Raw genomic sequence first — 16,723 nt, 5'->3', positions numbered from 1 at the left:
GGGATTGGTGGACTGTTTTTGGAACGCCGTTCGAGGCCAGGAAGTCCCCGAACGGTGAAGATGAGCAAAACCCGCTATCCGGTTGATCGTAATGCTGCTCCACTTAAGTGAACAGCATTACCTCTTTTCGCCGGTTTTTGCCTTGCATTGACTGCCTCGAAAACAAAAATCAATAACCTGCCAAAGGTTCGAAGGTGCTTCTAAAAGAATGGTGGGCCAGACATCAAGACGCTATGGCCTGAGTATCATCGTCTGAAATCGCCTGCTGCTGAGCGTCCGACAAGCTTTGGCGAGCGAACTGCAACACGGCTCCCTCAAAATCCCGCCAATGAAGCCAGTTGTCGTGCAGCGTTTTCAGCCACTTCGGCGCCAACTTTCTGGTCGAGCATGCTAATGGCCTGATTCAGATGCTTGCGGTTGAGGCCGAGATTACCCGCCACTTTGAAATGAGATATCAACTGGCTGTTCACATTACCCAGTGCGGCCAGCGTCGCAATGGTGGTCAACTCCCGGTTGATATAGCTAAGGTTATCGCGACTGAACAAATAGCCAAACAGATGGGTTTTGAGTGTGTGATCCATCACTGGGGCAAAATCATACATGGGTCGGCTCGCTGGCCCACGGGTCAGGTAGATCAGTGTTTCTGTGCCCAGCTGGTAGTAATCGGTATCGCGCGGGCTGACGGTAGCTACTCTCCCGACGGGATCCACAATGCCCGCCTGCTGTCGCTCCGCCAACAGCCCCTGAAACACGCCGAGGCCGTTCAGGCTCCGTGGAAATCCTACGTAAGCGTATTGGTGCGAGAGTACTTCCTTGATCTCATTGATCGTCAGCCCCTGCTCCAGACCCGCCTGCAGTGCCGTTTTTAGCTGGTTGAGGTCACCAGTGGCATTAAAGGCGGCGATTGGCACAATCGCCAATTGACGAGCGCTTAACTCGACAGGCACTTCTGGAACTGGCTTATTACTCACTTCGCTTGTCTGGCTATCGGCAAAGGTTACCGGCTCCAACCACGTGACCGTGCTGCCATCATCGACCACCGGGCTGATGGCAATGTGAGTCATGCCAGTGTGCGCTCCGCCCCCGTGCCAATGCTTGACGCCCGGCGGACACCATACCGTATCGCCGACACGGATCACCTGCACCTCACCACCCCACTCTTGTATTCGCCCCTCCCCTGCCACGACAATCAGATATTGGCCGTGGGGATGGACATGCCAGTTGGTCACAGCACCAGACTCAAACGTCACAGTGGCCGGCGCGACCGCACCTTGCGTCGGCATAACCGGAAAACGCGTGTAGACGGCGTGACCATTGAAGTTGGTCGCTGGCCCAACCGCTTCGACCAATTCAGCCTTTCGTGTAACCACTTGATGCTGCCCGGAATCGGGAGTTGCGTGACTCTCAGACACCCAAATTGTGACTACACTCATCGTCGTTAGCAGCAGCGTTAGCTGCCACAGGGAATGAAACTGCTTCGAAGTATTTATCATCGTCAACCCTCATGGTTTAGCGAGCTGTTGTGGCCATCAAGTCGGGCGGATAACGATCACCTTCGATTTGTATTTCTGCCGCTGCGCGCTCTATGGTCGCCAAATCTTTGGTGGTCAACTCCACGTTGGCTGAGGCGATATTCTCCTCCAGCCGGTGCAACCTGGTGGTACCGGGGATGGGCACAATCCAGGGCTTCTGAGCCAGCAACCACGCCAGCGCAATTTGCGCGGGTGTCGCCTGCTTGTCGTTACCGATACGCTGCAGCAGATCCACCAATGCCTGATTTTTCTCCATGGCCTCTGGCGTAAAACGTGGCAAACGGGTACGAAAATCACCTTCCGCCAGCTTGGTATCTTTGTTCATGGCGCCGGTCAAAAAGCCCTTTTCCAAAGGGCTGTAGGGCACAAAGCCAATCCCCAGCTCTTCGCACGCCTGCAGAACACCGTTGGTTTCCGGCCCACGAGTCCACAGCGAATACTCATTCTGAATAGCTGTCACCGGTTGCACCCTATGGGCGCGGCGGATGGTGTCAGCCGCAGGCTCAGAGAGACCAAAATGTCCGACCTTGCCCTCCCGGATTAACCCGGCAACCGCACCCGCCACTTCCTCAATGGGCACTTCAGGATCGACGCGATGCTGATAGAGCAGATCTATGTGGTCGGTGCGCAGACGCTTGAGTGAGGCCTCAACCACACGGCGGATGTGCTCCGGCCTGCTGTTCAATACACCCAGACCCTGGTCGGCGTCGAATCCGAATTTGGTGGCGATGACAACCTGATCCCGCAGCGGCTCCAATGCCTCGCCCACCATATCCTCATTGGTATAAGGTCCGTAGATCTCAGCCGTATCAAAAAACGTCACCCCGCGATCAACGGCGGCACGAATCAGCGCTATCCCCTCCGCCCTGGACAAGGAGGAGGCGTAACCAAAGTCCAGTCCCATGCAGCCCAATCCAAGCGCTGAGACTTCCAGACCGCTGTTTCCCAATTCACGTTTTTTCATCAGCAATACCTCGGCATGCAGGCGAGAGCCCACGCCAGATTAAGATGGGTACTTCTCCGATCTGGCACCTGTCACTTCAGCGCTTCGGCGGCGCCTCGACATCGGAATAGACCTGTACAGCATCCGGCAGGCGTTTTCCCTGAATGTCGATAGCCGCAACAGCTGCACTTAATTCTGCGACTTCAGCGCGTGTGAAGTGCACGTCTACCGCACCAATATTCTGTAGCAGGTGGTCTTTGTTGGTGGTTCCCGGAATCGGCACGATCCAGGGCTTTTGAGCCATCAGCCACGCCAACGCGATTTGGGCGGGCGCCGCTCCTTTACGCTCTGCCCACTGCTGGACGAGTTGCACCAGGGCAACGTTGTGCCGAAGATTTTCAGGCGCAAAGCGGGTCTCGGTGCTGCGAAAATCGCCGGGAGCAAAGGTGGTGGCGGCGTCGATCCAGCCCGTGAGAAACTGCACGCCCAGCGGACTCCATGGCACAAAACCGATGCCGAGCTCCTCGCAGGTCGGGATCACCTGCTGCTCCGGCCCACGCCAGAGCATGGAGTATTCACTTTGTACCGCGGCAACGGGCAGTGCTGCATGAGCGCGTCTCAGGGTTTTTACTCCCATTTCCGACAGTCCCCAGTGCAGGACCTTGCCTTCATTCATAAGATCTTTGACGGCGCCGGCCACGTCCTCAATAGGCACCACCGGGTCAACCCGGTGTTGATAGAGCAGGTCGATGCGATCCGTTTTCAGGCGCTTGAGCATAGCTTCGACCACAAGCTTGATATGCTTCGGGCGGCTGTTCAGGCCCGGACGACGCTTTCCCGTCTCCGGATCAATATTCCAGCCGAACTTGGTAGCAATCACCACCTGATCCCGGAAAGGCGCCACGCCTTCACCGAGGATGCGCTCCACTTCCCATGGACCATATGCCTCTGCGGCATCGAAGAAGGTCACGCCACGATCAAACGCCGAGCGGATTACCCCGAGCATTTCGGGTCTGTAGGGAACCGCCCCGGTATAGGTTCTACTCATGTTCTGCACGCCGAGGCCTATACCCGATACTTCCAGTGCACCCAGCTTCCTCGTACCCAGGGCGGCGGAGGCCGGGCTGTTACCCTGCGTGCCTTTAGCCTGAGCCGCACTCACCTGCGCGGGCAGCAGTGACGCGGCGGCAACACCGGCACCGGCCAACAGAAACTTGCGCCGTTCTTGATTGGTGATCTCTTCCACTATCTGAATCTCCTGTCCGCCCTGCCCTGTCGGGGCTTTGATCTACAGTGTTTTGCCAAAGAATGTCGTCAGTTGATCTATGGCCTGGTTAACGTACTTTGGCTTCCAGTAGGTCTCGATATGCGTTGCACCGTCTATTTTGAACAGTTGCTTCGCTTGCGTGCCGGTCGCCTTGGCAAACGCATCTTCAGTCATATAGAGCGTGTCCGCATTGCTGCCAGCGATCATCAGTAACGGCACGTTGATGAGTTCGATCTGGTCGGTCGCATCCCAGCGCATCAGGTCCAGAAGACTACTGGTGGTGTATTTGAAGGTGGAGTTGGGATGGGCGTGGGTTTTCCAGTAGTACTCGTAACCCTGCCGGTACAGATCAAAGGGCAGCGCGGCGATCTGTGCATCAGACAAATTGGCATCTCCGGAATAGAGCACCTCGCCGCCCGCGGCTTGCTGGGCTCTGGCGGCCGAAGCTTGCTGCAGCCGCTGCTGGATGCTGTCCAGCGCTGAGTCTTCAAAGCCGTTGCGTCGCACCCGACCGGAATTGAACATGCTGACCGTAGCAACCGAACTGAAACGCTTGTCCGTTTTCGCTACCGACAGCGAGTAACCGCCGCCACCACAAATACCCAGCAAACCCAGACGCCCTGTGTCCACACCCTGAAAGGTGCTGATAAAGTCCGCCATGCCGTGGATGTCTTCGATGCGGTTAGCGGGGATATCGATATTGCGGGGCAATCCGCCACTGCCCCCCTGATAGGCGGCATCCGCCGTAATGGTGATGTAGCCCTGCTCGGCCAGGCGCTGCGCATAGAGACCCGCCACCTGCTCTTTGACACCACCATTAGGATGCGCCACCACAATCGCCGGGTAGGCTTTTCCGGCCTCGTAGTCGGCCGGGGTATACACATTGGCGGCGATTTCAATGCCATTAAGTTTGTAGCTGACCGGATGAATATTGACCCGGCCCGCGACGTTTTCGGTGATAGCGCCTGCGTAGATCAGCGTATACGGATTCTTGCGGTAATCGTCAGCCATAGTCGCTCCGGTTAAGAGATTAAGTGCCGCAACCAGAAGCACTGCAGCTGGAATCTTTAAAGCAGTAAATAGACCTTTACTACGCGCTTTACCGTTTGCCATTCTGATGACCTCGTTATACTTGCAGACATAGAGATTAGTTGCCGCCGGCACCTGTCAGACATCCAGCTTCCTGGAGGTCAACCACTCCACCATGGCGGGATCACGATGGGAGAAAAAGGCGCTGGTAGCGGAGCGCCAACGCGGTGATCCGGTTCATGTCCGCCGCCGACAACTCAAAATCCAGTACATTCAGGTTTTCCTGCATGCGCTCCTTGCGCACCGTTTTCGCCAGCGCAACCACACCTCGCTGCACCACCCAGCGCAGGACTACCTGTCCAACGGTTTTTCCATACTGCCCGGCGATATCCATCAGAACAGGATGACTGAACAGGTCGTTACGCCCTTCAGCAAATGGTGCCCAGGCTTCCGGTTGAATGCCGTAGGCCTGCATCCAGGGAACCGCATGCAACTGCTGGTTAAACGGGTTGACCTCGACCTGGTTAACGGCCGGTTTGATACGATTGAAGGCCGTCAGATCGACCAAACGGTCGGGATGGAAATTGCTGACGCCAATGGCCCTCACCTTGCCAGCGTCCAATAGCTCCTCCATGGCCCGCCAGGCGCCGTGCACGTCGCCGAAAGGTTGGTGGATGAGGTAAAGATCCAGGTAATCGGTTTGCAGTCGGTTTAAGGAGCGCTCGAATTGCGCCTTGGCGCCTTCATAATTGCTGTCCCGCAGCCACAGCTTGGTTGTGACAAACACATCACTGCGTGCGATGCCTGACGCTCTCAGGGCGTTACCCACTTCAGTTTCATTCTGGTACGAGGCCGCTGTATCAATATGACGATAACCGGTATCGAGGGCATCAATGACTGCCTGCTCACACGTTTTGGGATCATTGATCTGAAAGACGCCAAAACCCAGTACCGGCATCTCCACACCATTGTTCAGAGTAAGATTCTTCATTGACTGTCTCCTGCAAACCATAGATTGGAGCTCACTATAATCCCGGACGACAGGGTTGATTAGATACCCGATCCCGCTTACATTTATTAGAATTTTTCATTAATAGAAGTTTAACCGGGTATTAACTCGCTCATTTTGGCAACAATTAAGAGCCATACGACAATAAACGAGTTTTTCGATATCGTAATCGCCAGGAGCTTACATGTCTGAAAATCTGAATGACCTACGTGCTTTCTTGCGGGTTGCAGAAGCGGGTAGCTTTACCAAAGCTGCTGGCCAGATGGGCGTCTCGCAATCCGCACTGAGCCACACCATAAAGGCGCTCGAAGAGCGTATTGGCATAAAATTACTGAACCGCACCACCCGTAGTGTCTCCACGACTCAGGCCGGAGAGCAGCTACTGAACGACATTGCTCCACTGATCTCTGATATCGAACAAAAGCTCAGCGCGCTAAACGAATTCCGTGACTCGCCCCGAGGGACATTGCGGATAAATGGCACTGAGCATGTTATTCACTCAATCCTATGGGACAGACTCAGCCGTTTCGCCCTTGACTATCCCGATATTCATCTGGAAATCACTACCGACTACACGCTGACCGATATCGTTAAAGACCGCTACGACATCGGCATTCGCCTCGGTCATACTGTCGACCAGGATATGATTGCGGTCAGGGTCACTCCCGACATGCAGATGATGGTTGTGGCCTCAGCTGAGTATGTACGGATCCATGGCAAACCGGAAACACCTGCTGACCTGGATAATCATCGATGCCTAGCGCTACGCCTGCCCACACATGAGAATCTTATGAACTGGGAGCTGCAGAAATCTGGTAGCGGAGAGCAGCAAGAAATCGTTCATTACCATCCTCAACCTGTAATGATATTCAGTCATGCACATTTACTAGTAAAGGCTGCGACTGACAGTTTGGGAATTGCCTGGGTACCCACTGCAATGGTGCGGAAGGATTTACAAAGTGGAAAGCTCATTCCCCTGCTGAGTGAGTGGTTAACGAGCTACGATGGCTACTACCTGTATTACCCACACCGTCGTCAATCGTCTCCTCTATTTCGTTTATTAGTAGATGCGTTGAAACTTAAATAAAGGTGTGACGTCCTGCCACTTACTTAGCAAAGGCTAAATAAAAATTCCAGAATTGGTGCGGGGGTTTTCGATTTGAGTGCCTACTGTTGCCAGACATTGCCTGCCAGTGCCATTCACTCCCACTCTATTGTAAATAAGCACTTTTTATCTTTTATTTTCAATAGCTTATTTTACTGTGAATCGATAATACCATGAAAAATACCATGCTCAGAAATTTCTTAAAAATAATTTCATTTTTTTACTGATAGCCCCACTCAACGGAGTCAGGAATCAGGCAGACCGGGTAAAAAACTACCAATCTATGGAGACCCCCTCCCCTCGATTAGCCGGTGAAGAGGTCAACTGCTGAGACTGACTATTTTATAGTATCTTTCCCAATACTAATAAGGTTTCGTGATGCTAGTCGATATTGGCAGGGCCATGCGCCACACCGACGGCGTCGAGAGCCACAGACTGCATTGCAATACCGCCACCATTAACATGATATGCGCTGCAAAGTGTATTCTTGAGTGATTCTTCGCTGGCATGTGTATAAAGGAAACCTTGTTATTTCAGGTAAGAGCGTAGCACGCTTACTACCTGTTCGACATCCGCGTCGCGCTCTGCGGCCGTAATATCGTGCGCTCCCAAGTGTTCACGAATATGTCCCTCCAACACTTCCCCCATCAGGCCGTTGATAGCTCCGCGAATAGCGGCGATTTGTTGCAAAATTCTGCTGCACTCACCGTCCTTAGCAAGCAGCTTTTCCAATCCCTCGGTTTGTCCACGGATTTTACGTACTCGAGTCAGCAATTTATCGCGCTGTTTTATGGTATGGGCCATTGATAGGATCCAGCAGTAAAGTATACTGGGGTATAGTATATGCAAACATAACCCCGGACACAACGCCATGACAGCAGACGTACTGCCCCACCGCTACCACGACCATGTTTTTGATGAAGGCAATCCACTAGCGGAGAGAAATACGCGCTGGGCGGTCTTGTTAACCGCCATCATGATGGTGGCGGAAATCACCAGTGGATGGCTGTTCAACTCTATGGCTTTGCTGGCCGATGGTTGGCACATGAGTTCTCATGCCCTGGCGCTGGGTCTGTCCGTTGCCGCCTACGCCGCCGCCCGCCGATTCGCCCAACACCCAGGGTTTGCTTTTGGTACCTGGAAGATTGAAGTGCTGGGGGGTTATACCAGCGCCATTTTTCTGGTGGGCATTGCCGGACTCATGTTTTACCAATCGATAGAGCGGCTGATTGCACCGACGCCGATTCAATACAATCAGGCGATTCTGGTGGCGATATTGGGACTCGGGGTCAACCTTATCTGCGCCTGGCTGCTAAAAGACGGTCATCACCATCACAGCCATGGAGAGGATCATCAAGACCATGGCCACCATCATCATGACCTGAACTTGCGTGCCGCCTATTTGCATGTATTGACCGATGCCTTGACTTCGCTACTCGCCATCATCGCGTTATTCGGTGGCAAACTTTGGGGTGCCAACTGGCTTGATCCGGTGATGGGAATTGCCGGCGCGGCTCTTGTGTCCATATGGGCAATCGGACTCATTCGGGAGACGGGAAAAGTGCTGTTAGATGCCGAAATGAATAAGCCTATCGCCAATATCGTGAAGCAGCGGATCGACACGACATTACCGGAAGTGCCTATTACTGACCTCCATTTATGGCGCGTAGGCAAACAGCATTACGCCTGCATTTTATCGGTGTCTGCCGAAGATAAACTCACTCCCGATCACATTAAGGCGTGTTTATCAGACATCGGTGAATTGGCCCATATCACAATTGAAGTAAACAGAGACGCCAAAAGTCTAAAAGGAGAATGGAAGGAACGATTCAACACTTTGACCTTATATTCTCTTTGAAATTTTCTCCTGGAGAAATTTATGGACACTAAACAGCACTGGGAAAAAGTTTATGCCAACAAGCCAGCAGATTCGGTGAGCTGGTTTCAACCCCAAGCAGTCCAATCTATGAAGATCATCCAGCGACTGTCATTGGATAGATCGGCTCACATTATCGACGTGGGCGGCGGCGCATCCACGCTGGTCGATGACTTGCTGGCGCAAGGTTATTCCGACGTCTCGGTACTCGACCTATCTGCATATGCACTCCAAGTGGCAAAAGAACGCTTGAGTGATGCAGCCCACCGAGTGCAATGGATTGAGGGTGACATTACGCAAGTAGTACTGCCCGAACATCGGTTTGATCTATGGCATGGCCGGGCTGTGTTCCATTTTCTTACCGATGAAGCTGCGCGACATCGTTATATCGAGACAGTCCTGAAAAGTGTCCGACCAGGCGGTTATATACTGGTAGCGACCTTTACTGAGGATGGTCCAGAACAATGCAGCGGCTTACCTGTACAACGCTACTCAGCCGGATCACTGCGCGCTGAATTTGGTTCACCTTTCGAACTTCTGGGACACAAGAAAGAAATCCACCAAACACCTTTCGGCTCGCTGCAAAAGTTCATCTATTGCTTATGCAGAGTTACTCATGTCTGAAAAGCGATTGTGAATTCGTTTATTCATGTTTAATGTGCTTTCGCCTGAATGAACTGGATAGTACCTAAAGGCGTTGCTACACAATCTTTACTATCAACCACAACAAAGCCCGCTTCCTCTATCAAAATGGGTAACACACCCTTGACATTGTCTCGTGTCGTTTCAAAACCATCAAGGCACTGAACCAGCAGAAATAGCATTCGTTGAATCGATGACGAAGGCTTTCCCCAATCAGCAATGTGTAATCTCCCACCTGGTTTAAGGACCCTATGGATTTGTTTTAAGACATCGAGCTTCTGCAGTCGTGTCAAGTGGTGAAAAAACAAGCTCGACACTGCAACGTCAAAAGTCGCTGTTTCGAAGGGCATATCTTGTGCGAAACCCTGCCACAAACTCACACGCTGATCCATTGAAGCAAACTTGGTTTTGGCTAGTTCGAGTGCTCCAGAGTCTGCATCCAGACCAGTAATAGTCAGCGACGGTTCTCTTTCGGCAAACATTTGAGTCAGGGTTCCTGTGCCGCAGCCCACATCGAGTAAGTGCTGTCCTGCTAACGGAGCAGCTTGGTTGACCAACGCAGTTTTAAAGATTTGTTCTCGTGTAGTCAAGGAAACCACCCAGTCGTAATAACGGGTTAGGGCACGATACTTCAAGGCAGGAATATAGGTGGGCCGGGAACTCTTCATCGCATTTCCTCAATCAGAACTTTAGCTGCAAAATACGGCGCGCACCATTTAACACAATCAAACCGATGATAAGGCCAATCACCAAATCTGGATAACGTGAACCCGTCCAGGCCACCAATCCACCGGCAAGGATGACACCTAGATTGGCGATCACATCATTGGCGGAGAAAATCCAGCTGGCTTTCATATGCGCGCCGCTATTACGGCTTTTGGCAATCAACAGCAGACACACTACATTTGCCGCCAGGGCCACGAGCCCGAAGCCCATCATCAGACTGGAAATAGGCTCACTTCCGAACAATAGCCGCCTTACCACTTCACCCAAAGCACCGACGGCGAGAAGAATCTGAAGCCAACCGGAAAAATGGGCTGCGCGCAGCTTCATCCGCACACTGTGCCCTACGGCATACAGTGCCACGCCGTAGACGGCGGCATCAGCGAACATGTCCAAAGAATCCGCAATCAAGCCAGTGGATTGCGCCCACCAACCGACGGTGATTTCGATGACAAACATCATCCCGTTGATGGCAAGTAGCCACTTGAGAATGCCAGCTTCTGTTTGTACCTCCTGTTTTGCGGACGCCTGTGCTCGGGCGAGGTCATCTCTGGCGACAGGCGTTGTGCTTTCCAACGTCGCACCCAAGCCGAGTGCGCGCATTCGCTCCTCAATGGCGTCAGCGTTGTCCCCATGAAAGACCCGCACCTTTCTCTTGGGGGTATCGAATTCCAATGCGACTTTAGGTTCCACACTGTCCAACGCCATACGGATCATGCCTTCTTCTGAAGGGCAGTCCATCTTGGGGACATAATACTCACTGACAAAGCCGCCATGAGAAGCATCGTGTACTTCGGCAGTCTGGGGAGTATTCTCCATCGTGTCACTATGACAATTGCCGCGGCATGTGTTTGTCATAAAAAGCCCTTGTTCGATCAACGGTGCGCAGCTTAAACTCTATAGTCACTATAGAGTCAAGCACAGAGACTGAATAAATGAAAATTGGTGAGCTGGCAAAAAGGACGGATTGCTCAGTGCAAACCATCCGCCATTATGAAAAGGAACAATTGATTGCCTCCGTGGAACGCAGTGAAGGCAATTTTCGTCTGTATGATGAAGCGGCCGTTGAGCAATTATTATTTATCAAACACTGTCGCAGCCTGGATCTCAGTTTGCCGGAGATCCGGCAATTACTGGGATTAAGCCGTTCGCCAAGTGCGCAATGTGATGATGTCAACCGGATGATCGATGCCCATATTGATCAAGTGGAGGCGCGCATCCAGGAACTCACCAAACTGAACGAGCAACTGAGAATGCTGCGCCGCAGCTGCTCAAACCGTCGGACAGTGGAGCAGTGCGGCATATTGCGGAATTTGTCGGCTACTCCGGTTTCGAGTGTCTGACACCCGGGTCCAAAAACTCTCCTGGACGTTCTGCAACAGGAGCATTTTTCCGCTGCCTTCTCGCCAGCCCCAGAAAGACCAGGAAAACCACCAGTACCGACAATTGCGCCAGGATCCCCTGCCAGGTGGATTTGACGCCGACCCAATCAATGTCAAAGCTGACAGGCAACGGTGTAATACCAATAATATCCGCTTCCTGAAGCGCTGACATCGCCTTACCCATGAGGATAAATGCCAGGGCCAGCAACAGGTAGGTGGTGACGGAAAAGAATCTGGCAACGGGTAATTTCACTGAATAACGCACCAGCAACCAGGCCAATACGGCCAAGAAAGCAGTACCGGCTACAAAGCCGCTGAATACGGATGAATATTGAGCGGCTGCAGCCTGAGTCAGCAAGGCCTGATAAAACAAGACCGTTTCAAAGACTTCACGATAAACCGCAATAAATGCCAGCAGCGCAAGGCCCCACAGGGTACCCGCAGTCAGGTGGGAGTTGATGTGCTGCTGAATATAGTCCTGCCACTGGGCAGCATGGGTTTTACTGTGCATCCAGATGCCGACATAGAGCAACACGACCGCCGCCAAAAGGGCCGCAACCCCTTCCATGACTTCGCGGCTGGCACCGCTGATACTCACCAGGGACTGCGCGGCAGCCCAGGTCGCAACACCGCCCACCAATGCCGTTACCCAACCCAAATGCACATACCGAAGTCCGTCACGCCGACCGGTTCGCACCAGCACAGTAACCAGGGCAATGACCACGAGCAAGGCTTCAAGCCCCTCCCGCAACAGGATCACCAAGCTGGCACTGAACAGGGTCGCATTGGACAAGGTAGATTCCGAAAGCAATCGATCCGCATCATCCAGCCGCGCCAACGTCCGGCTCACAGCGCTTTCCACCTCGCCCGGGGGCTGTGCCTGCTTCAATAATTGCCTTATCGCCATCATATCGGCTTCGAGCGTCTGGCGGAGTGCTTTATCCTGCGCATCCAGGCTGTTTTCGACCAATTCAAAGCCATCCAGATAAGCGCTGACCGCCAATGTTTGTGCTGTTTGATAATCGCCGCGCTGGTGCGCCTGCTGTGCACGTAGTAATAGGTTTCGGGTGATCTTCAGAGGATTGGTCGTTTCCTGGAATAACAGTTCTGGCTTTGCGCGCAACCGTTCGATCGCCTGCTGCGTCATCTCCGGATGTTCTGCAGCGAGTTGCGCCGGCGTGTGGTTAACCATCTGTGACAAGGTGACGCTGGGTGCCTCGCCTGTAACTTCAGAGCCGGATTGAAATGCCAATCCGCCGACATGGAACGCCAGCGACCAGCGTTGCTCTTCCGTCAGTTGGGTAAATGCCGGCATTGCGGTATCGTCTATGCCATTGGAGATGGCGTCGTACAGACCCAGAAGTGACCGGTTCAAGGCTCGCTCTTTACTGGTGAAATCGGTTGGAGCGGGCTCCAGCTGTGCGGCCATCACACCATCGCCCCCACCGGCTGCGCCATGGCAAGAAGCGCACCGGCTCTCATACAACCCTTTGACGGTCGCTTTCGACAACAGATGATCCGGCAGGGACGAATGAGGCATCAGTGCCAACAACGTACCCCGCAGGCTGCCGCTCATTTGTCGAATTGTTTCAATAGCCTGTTTGTTCTGGATGGCTTCCTGTAAAGCCTTGGCCTGATCTGTCAGGTCGCCAGCGTCAGCTGATTTATCCTGAATCTCAGAAATATTCGTCACGATGAGCTGGGAGAACTCCAGCATTTCCTGATATTCACCGTCATTGACCACCTGCCCATCCCTGACGGCTTCCATGTAATCCACAGCAATGTATTCGGCCAGCTGAGCCAATTGACGCATCTGAGCGAAGCCGTCATCACTCATTTCCGCCTGACTGGTCGCTGGAAGCAAACACGATAAGCCCAGCAGTAGTACTGAGACATTCAGAACAAATAGCTTCGGGCTTATAAAACGGTATATCCAGTGTGCCTGCATTAACGGGATCTCAATTTGATTTGTTGCTAATGATAATTTATCTCAATACTAATCCCTATGGTAGCTATAGAGTCAAGCGTGTGGCTAGTTTGTCGGTTTTCCGTGGCGACACGCCCCCTGCCGGCACAAGGGCTGCCCTTCTCCTCCATTGAGCTACCAGGTTGATATCAACCTTTCAACGAATACCCGCGCCACAGGTAGTACACGACCAGCAGGGTCAACAACACAGCACTCAACATGCCGCCCACCATCGGTGCGGTGATACAACTCATCACTTCCGAGCCGGTACCGCTACTGAACATCATGTGCAGCAGGCTGGTGGGGTGGCTGTTGACAGTTTGTGATGATACGTATCAAGAAATTAGTTTGAACACTTGACCTGGAGCTGACTCCAAGTATTAAGCTTTTAAAGTTCACAACAATTGTTCAAGATGATATGCGACGATCATGAAAAACATTGCTCAGTACGCCTTTCTCCCGGTTCTCACAATCCTGTTTCTGGGAGCCGAAACTGCCGCAGCCCACGACCCGGTGTTCGGCTTGGGGCCGCATACCCTTTATAAGGGCGGTGTGGAAATTCATGCTGGGGGACATCGGGAAAAATCCGGTGACGAATCCGAGACAGAAGCAGAGTTGCTATTCAAATATGGCCTCACGGGAGATTGGGTGGCCGGTATTGGCATTCCCTATGTACGTAGTGGCGATGTTGACGATCGCTGGGGCTCCACTAATTTATCCACCAAGTACCGATTCTGGCGGCACGACAGCTTTGGGGTTCAGGAGTCCATGGCTGTGCTTGGCAAGGTAATGCTGGATGATGGCGAAGGTCTCCATGGCGTCGAACCAGACGGCAATGATTATTTGGTTGGACTCACCTACGGCTACGAAGGCCGTAAATGGTACCGCTGGGCCTCGGTACGTCACCGTTTCAATGCGGACACGACAACCGGTGCAGAGCGACCCAACGTTTGGCTGGTGGATCTGGTGGGTGGTATTCGTTTTGCACCCACTGAATATCATGAGCCCGATTGGGTATGGATGCTGGAACTCAATGGTGAATTGATCGAACGTGTTTCACAAGGCACGGGCAGTGCCGAAAAACAACTGGGTGGTAATCAATGGTTTCTGTCACCGGGTTTGATGTGGACCTACCGTAACTTTGCCATCAAGGCCGGTGTGCAATTCCCGTTGTTTGATGATCTTTCACAAGATCAGGAAAAGGGCGATTACCGCGCCCTGGTTGAACTGGAATGGCACTTATAGTTATAGGAGTAAATAACATGCGACGACTGTTATCGATATTGATGCTGTTAGCCCTGGCATTCCCTGCCTGGTCGGCAGAGTTGCGCTATATGCTACGAGTGGACGGCCTGGCCTGCCCTTATTGCGCCTACGGCATCGAGAAGAAGATCAAGGCGCTGGATGGTGTCGATAAGACCAGCGTCGAGATCAAGCTGAACGATGGTCTGGTCATCTTCCAAGCGGATACCCCGGAGCCGATGACAGAAGCGTCCCTCAAAACCCTGATCAACGATGCCGGCTTTACCTTGCGCCAGTTCCAGGTACAACCGGTAAAGCCGAAAAATGAATGAACCTTCCCGGTGGACTTATCTCTATGGACAAGGAGCAGATGAAAACCGATACCTCGTTGTTCAGCGGCCTGGGGCTTGCCCTGATCGGCACTACCTGCTGTGCCTTGCCCATTGCACTGGTGACCCTGGGGATGGGCAGTGCAGTCGTCTCTATGGTATCTGCCATGCCCTGGTTGACCACACTCTCGCAGTATAAGGCCATAGTTTTTTCTCTGACCACGGCGGTATTGATATTTAGCTACTGGCGATTGCATCGAATCAAGGCATGCTCCCTGGCAGACAAGTACCACTTGCGATGGCAAAAGGCAGTGTTATGGAGCAGCTCGGCGATTCTGCTGTTGTCCCTTTTTGCTGCCTACGTCTTGCTGCCGATCACACTGTGGCTGGAGAGACTGTAATTGAGCAAAAAAACTGAAAGCGAACCCCTATTGGTGGAGGTGCTAACAGCTTCAGGATGCGGCCGTTGTCAAAAGGCTAAAGACCTGGCCAGAATGGTGATTGCCGAGTTTTCTGAGGCCAATATCCAGTACCACGAAGTTAATGTGGTGGAGAACATTGATTACGCAGTGGAATTGGGTGTTGTGAGTACCCCTGCCATCGCCATCAATGGTGAACTGGTTTTTCCAGCGCTACCCTCAGCGGCCAAGTTGCGGCATGCCATTCATCAGCGCATGGAACAACGTTAATGGAGACTGCAACATGGATGCAGATGGGCGGTGTTGCGGGGCTGGGCGCGTCCTTGTTGGCCGGCCTCTTGTTCAGTTTTACACCCGTGGCTTTCGCCTCCATTCCCGTCGTCCTGGCCTACGTCACGCGCGCACGGGCTTTTCGTGAAGCGCTGAGCTACGGTCTTGCCTTTGCCGCCGGGTTGATCCTGACCCATGTAGTGCTGGGAGTTGGCGCTGCCCTGGGTGGTGCCTGGGCTCAAAGCCTGTTGAGCCGTCAATGGGGCGTTTTGCTTGGACCTCTACTGATCTTGCTAGGTTTACTCTGGACGGGTTGGCTAAGAACTCCATTGCCCTGGTTGCCACTGCGCGGAAAACGCGCTGCCACACTCTGGGGGGCGTTTTTGCTCGGAATGCCTTTTACGGTGGGAATCTGCCCGGTGTGTTCACCGGGGCTGTGGGTCGGCTTGGGCGTCAGTGCCTCCATTGGTTCGGTAGTCTATGGTGGCCTGCTGATGCTGGCGTTTGCCCTTGGGCGCGTGATCCCCCTCGCGGTGGGCGCCGTGAGCATCGGTTGGTTGGAAAACATGCAGACCCTTGGTCATTGGCGTCAGGGTTTTGAAATAGTCGGCGGTATCACCCTGATGTTGGTCGGCGTATACCTGCTCAATGAATACTACTTCTGGTTTTGAATCATGATGCGAATAGGCGAAGTCGTGACAACCTTGGCTATCAGTGCCGATACCCTGCGTTACTACGAAAAAATCAAACTGATCCCCAAGGTGCATCGTAACAATGGTGGGGTGCGTTTTTACAGCGACAAAGACTTATCGCGCCTGCGTTTTATCAAACGGGCGCAAAAGATGGGGTTTAGTCTGGAGGAGATAACGTAAACGCTCAAACAACCCCATCTACCGATTTAAATAACGGCCGCTTTCATATTCTCAGGCAGCAGTTTTTCGATGTCTTCCACGGTTTCGCATAACGGCAACTGGGCAAACACTCTCCGT

At 53.0% G+C, this 16,723-nt stretch carries 20 protein-coding genes; 10 read left to right on the top strand and 10 right to left on the bottom strand.

The annotated features are described in order from the left end of the window. Positions 1 to 314: 314 nt before the first annotated feature. The 5 genes from WG929_RS20570 to WG929_RS20550 form a co-directional block, all read right to left on the bottom strand. Positions 315 to 1,493 carry a cupin domain-containing carboxymuconolactone decarboxylase family protein gene (locus tag WG929_RS20570; RefSeq protein ID WP_416207563.1) on the bottom strand — a complete coding sequence of 393 codons (1,179 nt, stop codon included), beginning with the start codon at positions 1,491 to 1,493 and terminating at the stop codon, positions 315 to 317. 16 nt (positions 1,494 to 1,509) lie between these two features. Continuing rightward, positions 1,510 to 2,496: an aldo/keto reductase gene (locus tag WG929_RS20565; RefSeq protein ID WP_416207562.1), complete on the bottom strand. Its 987-nt coding sequence runs from the start codon at positions 2,494 to 2,496 to the stop codon at positions 1,510 to 1,512. A gap of 76 nt (positions 2,497 to 2,572) precedes the next feature. Continuing rightward, entirely contained in the window at positions 2,573 to 3,721 is a 1,149-nt protein-coding gene (locus WG929_RS20560; protein WP_416207561.1) for an aldo/keto reductase, read from the bottom strand. 42 nt (positions 3,722 to 3,763) lie between these two features. Continuing rightward, positions 3,764 to 4,753 (bottom strand): alpha/beta hydrolase, encoded by a 990-nt coding sequence (locus WG929_RS20555; RefSeq protein ID WP_416207560.1) that lies wholly within the window; start codon positions 4,751 to 4,753, stop codon positions 3,764 to 3,766. Between the two features lie 202 nt (positions 4,754 to 4,955). Further along, entirely contained in the window at positions 4,956 to 5,762 is an 807-nt protein-coding gene (locus tag WG929_RS20550; RefSeq protein ID WP_416207559.1) for an aldo/keto reductase, read from the bottom strand. A 202-nt stretch (positions 5,763 to 5,964) separates the two neighbouring features. Here WG929_RS20550 and WG929_RS20545 point away from each other — a divergent pair, with 202 nt between their 5' ends. Next, positions 5,965 to 6,867, top strand: coding sequence for a LysR family transcriptional regulator (locus tag WG929_RS20545; protein WP_416207558.1), 903 nt, complete (start codon positions 5,965 to 5,967; stop codon positions 6,865 to 6,867). A gap of 546 nt (positions 6,868 to 7,413) precedes the next feature. Here the strand turns inward: WG929_RS20545 and WG929_RS20540 are convergent. Then, positions 7,414 to 7,689, bottom strand: coding sequence for a metal/formaldehyde-sensitive transcriptional repressor (locus tag WG929_RS20540; protein ID WP_008295980.1), 276 nt, complete (start codon positions 7,687 to 7,689; stop codon positions 7,414 to 7,416). Positions 7,690 to 7,756: 67 nt separating this feature from the next. On the opposite strand from WG929_RS20540, the gene dmeF reads away from it, so the two are divergent. Both dmeF and WG929_RS20530 read left to right on the top strand, forming a co-directional pair. Beyond that, positions 7,757 to 8,743, top strand: a complete 987-nt coding sequence (gene dmeF, locus WG929_RS20535) for a CDF family Co(II)/Ni(II) efflux transporter DmeF (RefSeq protein WP_416207557.1) — start codon at positions 7,757 to 7,759, stop codon at positions 8,741 to 8,743. Positions 8,744 to 8,764: 21 nt separating this feature from the next. Then, on the top strand, positions 8,765 to 9,385 hold the full coding sequence (locus WG929_RS20530) for a class I SAM-dependent methyltransferase (RefSeq protein WP_008295982.1): 621 nt from the start codon (positions 8,765 to 8,767) through the stop codon (positions 9,383 to 9,385). Positions 9,386 to 9,414: 29 nt separating this feature from the next. Here WG929_RS20530 and WG929_RS20525 read toward each other — a convergent pair whose 3' ends face one another. After that, on the bottom strand, positions 9,415 to 10,071 hold the full coding sequence (locus WG929_RS20525; protein ID WP_008295983.1) for a class I SAM-dependent methyltransferase: 657 nt from the start codon (positions 10,069 to 10,071) through the stop codon (positions 9,415 to 9,417). A gap of 13 nt (positions 10,072 to 10,084) precedes the next feature. Continuing rightward, positions 10,085 to 10,984 carry a cation efflux transmembrane domain-containing protein gene (locus WG929_RS20520; RefSeq protein WP_416207556.1) on the bottom strand — a complete coding sequence of 300 codons (900 nt, stop codon included), beginning with the start codon at positions 10,982 to 10,984 and terminating at the stop codon, positions 10,085 to 10,087. Positions 10,985 to 11,061: 77 nt separating this feature from the next. Here WG929_RS20520 and cadR point away from each other — a divergent pair, with 77 nt between their 5' ends. Continuing rightward, complete coding sequence (cadR, locus tag WG929_RS20515) at positions 11,062 to 11,469, top strand: Cd(II)/Pb(II)-responsive transcriptional regulator (protein ID WP_416207555.1); 408 nt, start codon at positions 11,062 to 11,064, stop codon at positions 11,467 to 11,469. On the opposite strand, the gene WG929_RS20510 is transcribed toward cadR, so the two are convergent. Further along, positions 11,447 to 13,372: a cytochrome c/FTR1 family iron permease gene (locus tag WG929_RS20510; protein WP_416207554.1), complete on the bottom strand. Its 1,926-nt coding sequence runs from the start codon at positions 13,370 to 13,372 to the stop codon at positions 11,447 to 11,449. The genes cadR and WG929_RS20510 overlap by 23 nt on opposite strands. A gap of 251 nt (positions 13,373 to 13,623) precedes the next feature. Beyond that, positions 13,624 to 13,761 (bottom strand): hypothetical protein, encoded by a 138-nt coding sequence (locus WG929_RS20505; protein WP_416207553.1) that lies wholly within the window; start codon positions 13,759 to 13,761, stop codon positions 13,624 to 13,626. A gap of 142 nt (positions 13,762 to 13,903) precedes the next feature. On the opposite strand from WG929_RS20505, the gene WG929_RS20500 reads away from it, so the two are divergent. The 6 genes from WG929_RS20500 to WG929_RS20475 are packed head-to-tail and all read left to right on the top strand — an operon-like array spanning position 13,904 to position 16,606. Then, the gene (locus tag WG929_RS20500) at positions 13,904 to 14,719 is read left to right on the top strand and encodes a hypothetical protein (RefSeq protein ID WP_416207552.1); all 816 of its coding nucleotides are present in this window, start codon (positions 13,904 to 13,906) and stop codon (positions 14,717 to 14,719) included. A 17-nt stretch (positions 14,720 to 14,736) separates the two neighbouring features. Beyond that, complete coding sequence (locus tag WG929_RS20495) at positions 14,737 to 15,048, top strand: heavy-metal-associated domain-containing protein (protein ID WP_416207551.1); 312 nt, start codon at positions 14,737 to 14,739, stop codon at positions 15,046 to 15,048. A gap of 38 nt (positions 15,049 to 15,086) precedes the next feature. After that, positions 15,087 to 15,446 carry a hypothetical protein gene (locus WG929_RS20490; protein ID WP_416207550.1) on the top strand — a complete coding sequence of 120 codons (360 nt, stop codon included), beginning with the start codon at positions 15,087 to 15,089 and terminating at the stop codon, positions 15,444 to 15,446. Then, entirely contained in the window at positions 15,447 to 15,734 is a 288-nt protein-coding gene (locus WG929_RS20485; RefSeq protein ID WP_416207549.1) for a glutaredoxin family protein, read from the top strand. Then, positions 15,734 to 16,405 carry a cytochrome c biogenesis CcdA family protein gene (locus WG929_RS20480; RefSeq protein ID WP_416207548.1) on the top strand — a complete coding sequence of 224 codons (672 nt, stop codon included), beginning with the start codon at positions 15,734 to 15,736 and terminating at the stop codon, positions 16,403 to 16,405. Before WG929_RS20485 ends, WG929_RS20480 begins: the two co-directional genes overlap by 1 nt. A 3-nt stretch (positions 16,406 to 16,408) precedes the next feature. Beyond that, positions 16,409 to 16,606 carry a MerR family transcriptional regulator gene (locus tag WG929_RS20475; protein ID WP_416207547.1) on the top strand — a complete coding sequence of 66 codons (198 nt, stop codon included), beginning with the start codon at positions 16,409 to 16,411 and terminating at the stop codon, positions 16,604 to 16,606. Positions 16,607 to 16,723: the final 117 nt, after the last annotated feature.

This window comes from Oceanobacter antarcticus (assembly GCF_044962685.1).
Taxonomy (GTDB): Bacteria; Pseudomonadota; Gammaproteobacteria; order Pseudomonadales; family Oceanobacteraceae; genus Oceanobacter; species Oceanobacter antarcticus.
The sequence above is the reverse complement of the archived record's forward strand: the minus strand, read 5'-3'. Positions and strand labels throughout refer to the sequence as shown.

What these genes read in the sequence shown, in the direction of transcription:
- WG929_RS20570 (WP_416207563.1), bottom strand. Translation starts at nt 1,493, where the DNA reads ATGATAAATACTTCGAAGCAGTTTCATTCCCTGTGGCAGCTAACGCTG.
- WG929_RS20565 (WP_416207562.1), bottom strand. Translation starts at nt 2,496, where the DNA reads ATGAAAAAACGTGAATTGGGAAACAGCGGTCTGGAAGTCTCAGCGCTT.
- WG929_RS20555 (WP_416207560.1), bottom strand. Translation starts at nt 4,753, where the DNA reads ATGGCTGACGATTACCGCAAGAATCCGTATACGCTGATCTACGCAGGC.
- WG929_RS20550 (WP_416207559.1), bottom strand. Translation starts at nt 5,762, where the DNA reads ATGAAGAATCTTACTCTGAACAATGGTGTGGAGATGCCGGTACTGGGT.
- WG929_RS20545 (WP_416207558.1), top strand. Translation starts at nt 5,965, where the DNA reads ATGTCTGAAAATCTGAATGACCTACGTGCTTTCTTGCGGGTTGCAGAA.
- WG929_RS20540 (WP_008295980.1), bottom strand. Translation starts at nt 7,689, where the DNA reads ATGGCCCATACCATAAAACAGCGCGATAAATTGCTGACTCGAGTACGT.
- dmeF (WP_416207557.1), top strand. Translation starts at nt 7,757, where the DNA reads ATGACAGCAGACGTACTGCCCCACCGCTACCACGACCATGTTTTTGAT.
- WG929_RS20530 (WP_008295982.1), top strand. Translation starts at nt 8,765, where the DNA reads ATGGACACTAAACAGCACTGGGAAAAAGTTTATGCCAACAAGCCAGCA.
- WG929_RS20525 (WP_008295983.1), bottom strand. Translation starts at nt 10,071, where the DNA reads ATGAAGAGTTCCCGGCCCACCTATATTCCTGCCTTGAAGTATCGTGCC.
- WG929_RS20520 (WP_416207556.1), bottom strand. Translation starts at nt 10,984, where the DNA reads ATGACAAACACATGCCGCGGCAATTGTCATAGTGACACGATGGAGAAT.
- cadR (WP_416207555.1), top strand. Translation starts at nt 11,062, where the DNA reads ATGAAAATTGGTGAGCTGGCAAAAAGGACGGATTGCTCAGTGCAAACC.
- WG929_RS20505 (WP_416207553.1), bottom strand. Translation starts at nt 13,761, where the DNA reads ATGATGTTCAGTAGCGGTACCGGCTCGGAAGTGATGAGTTGTATCACC.
- WG929_RS20500 (WP_416207552.1), top strand. Translation starts at nt 13,904, where the DNA reads ATGAAAAACATTGCTCAGTACGCCTTTCTCCCGGTTCTCACAATCCTG.
- WG929_RS20495 (WP_416207551.1), top strand. Translation starts at nt 14,737, where the DNA reads ATGCGACGACTGTTATCGATATTGATGCTGTTAGCCCTGGCATTCCCT.
- WG929_RS20490 (WP_416207550.1), top strand. Translation starts at nt 15,087, where the DNA reads ATGAAAACCGATACCTCGTTGTTCAGCGGCCTGGGGCTTGCCCTGATC.
- WG929_RS20480 (WP_416207548.1), top strand. Translation starts at nt 15,734, where the DNA reads ATGGAGACTGCAACATGGATGCAGATGGGCGGTGTTGCGGGGCTGGGC.
- WG929_RS20475 (WP_416207547.1), top strand. Translation starts at nt 16,409, where the DNA reads ATGATGCGAATAGGCGAAGTCGTGACAACCTTGGCTATCAGTGCCGAT.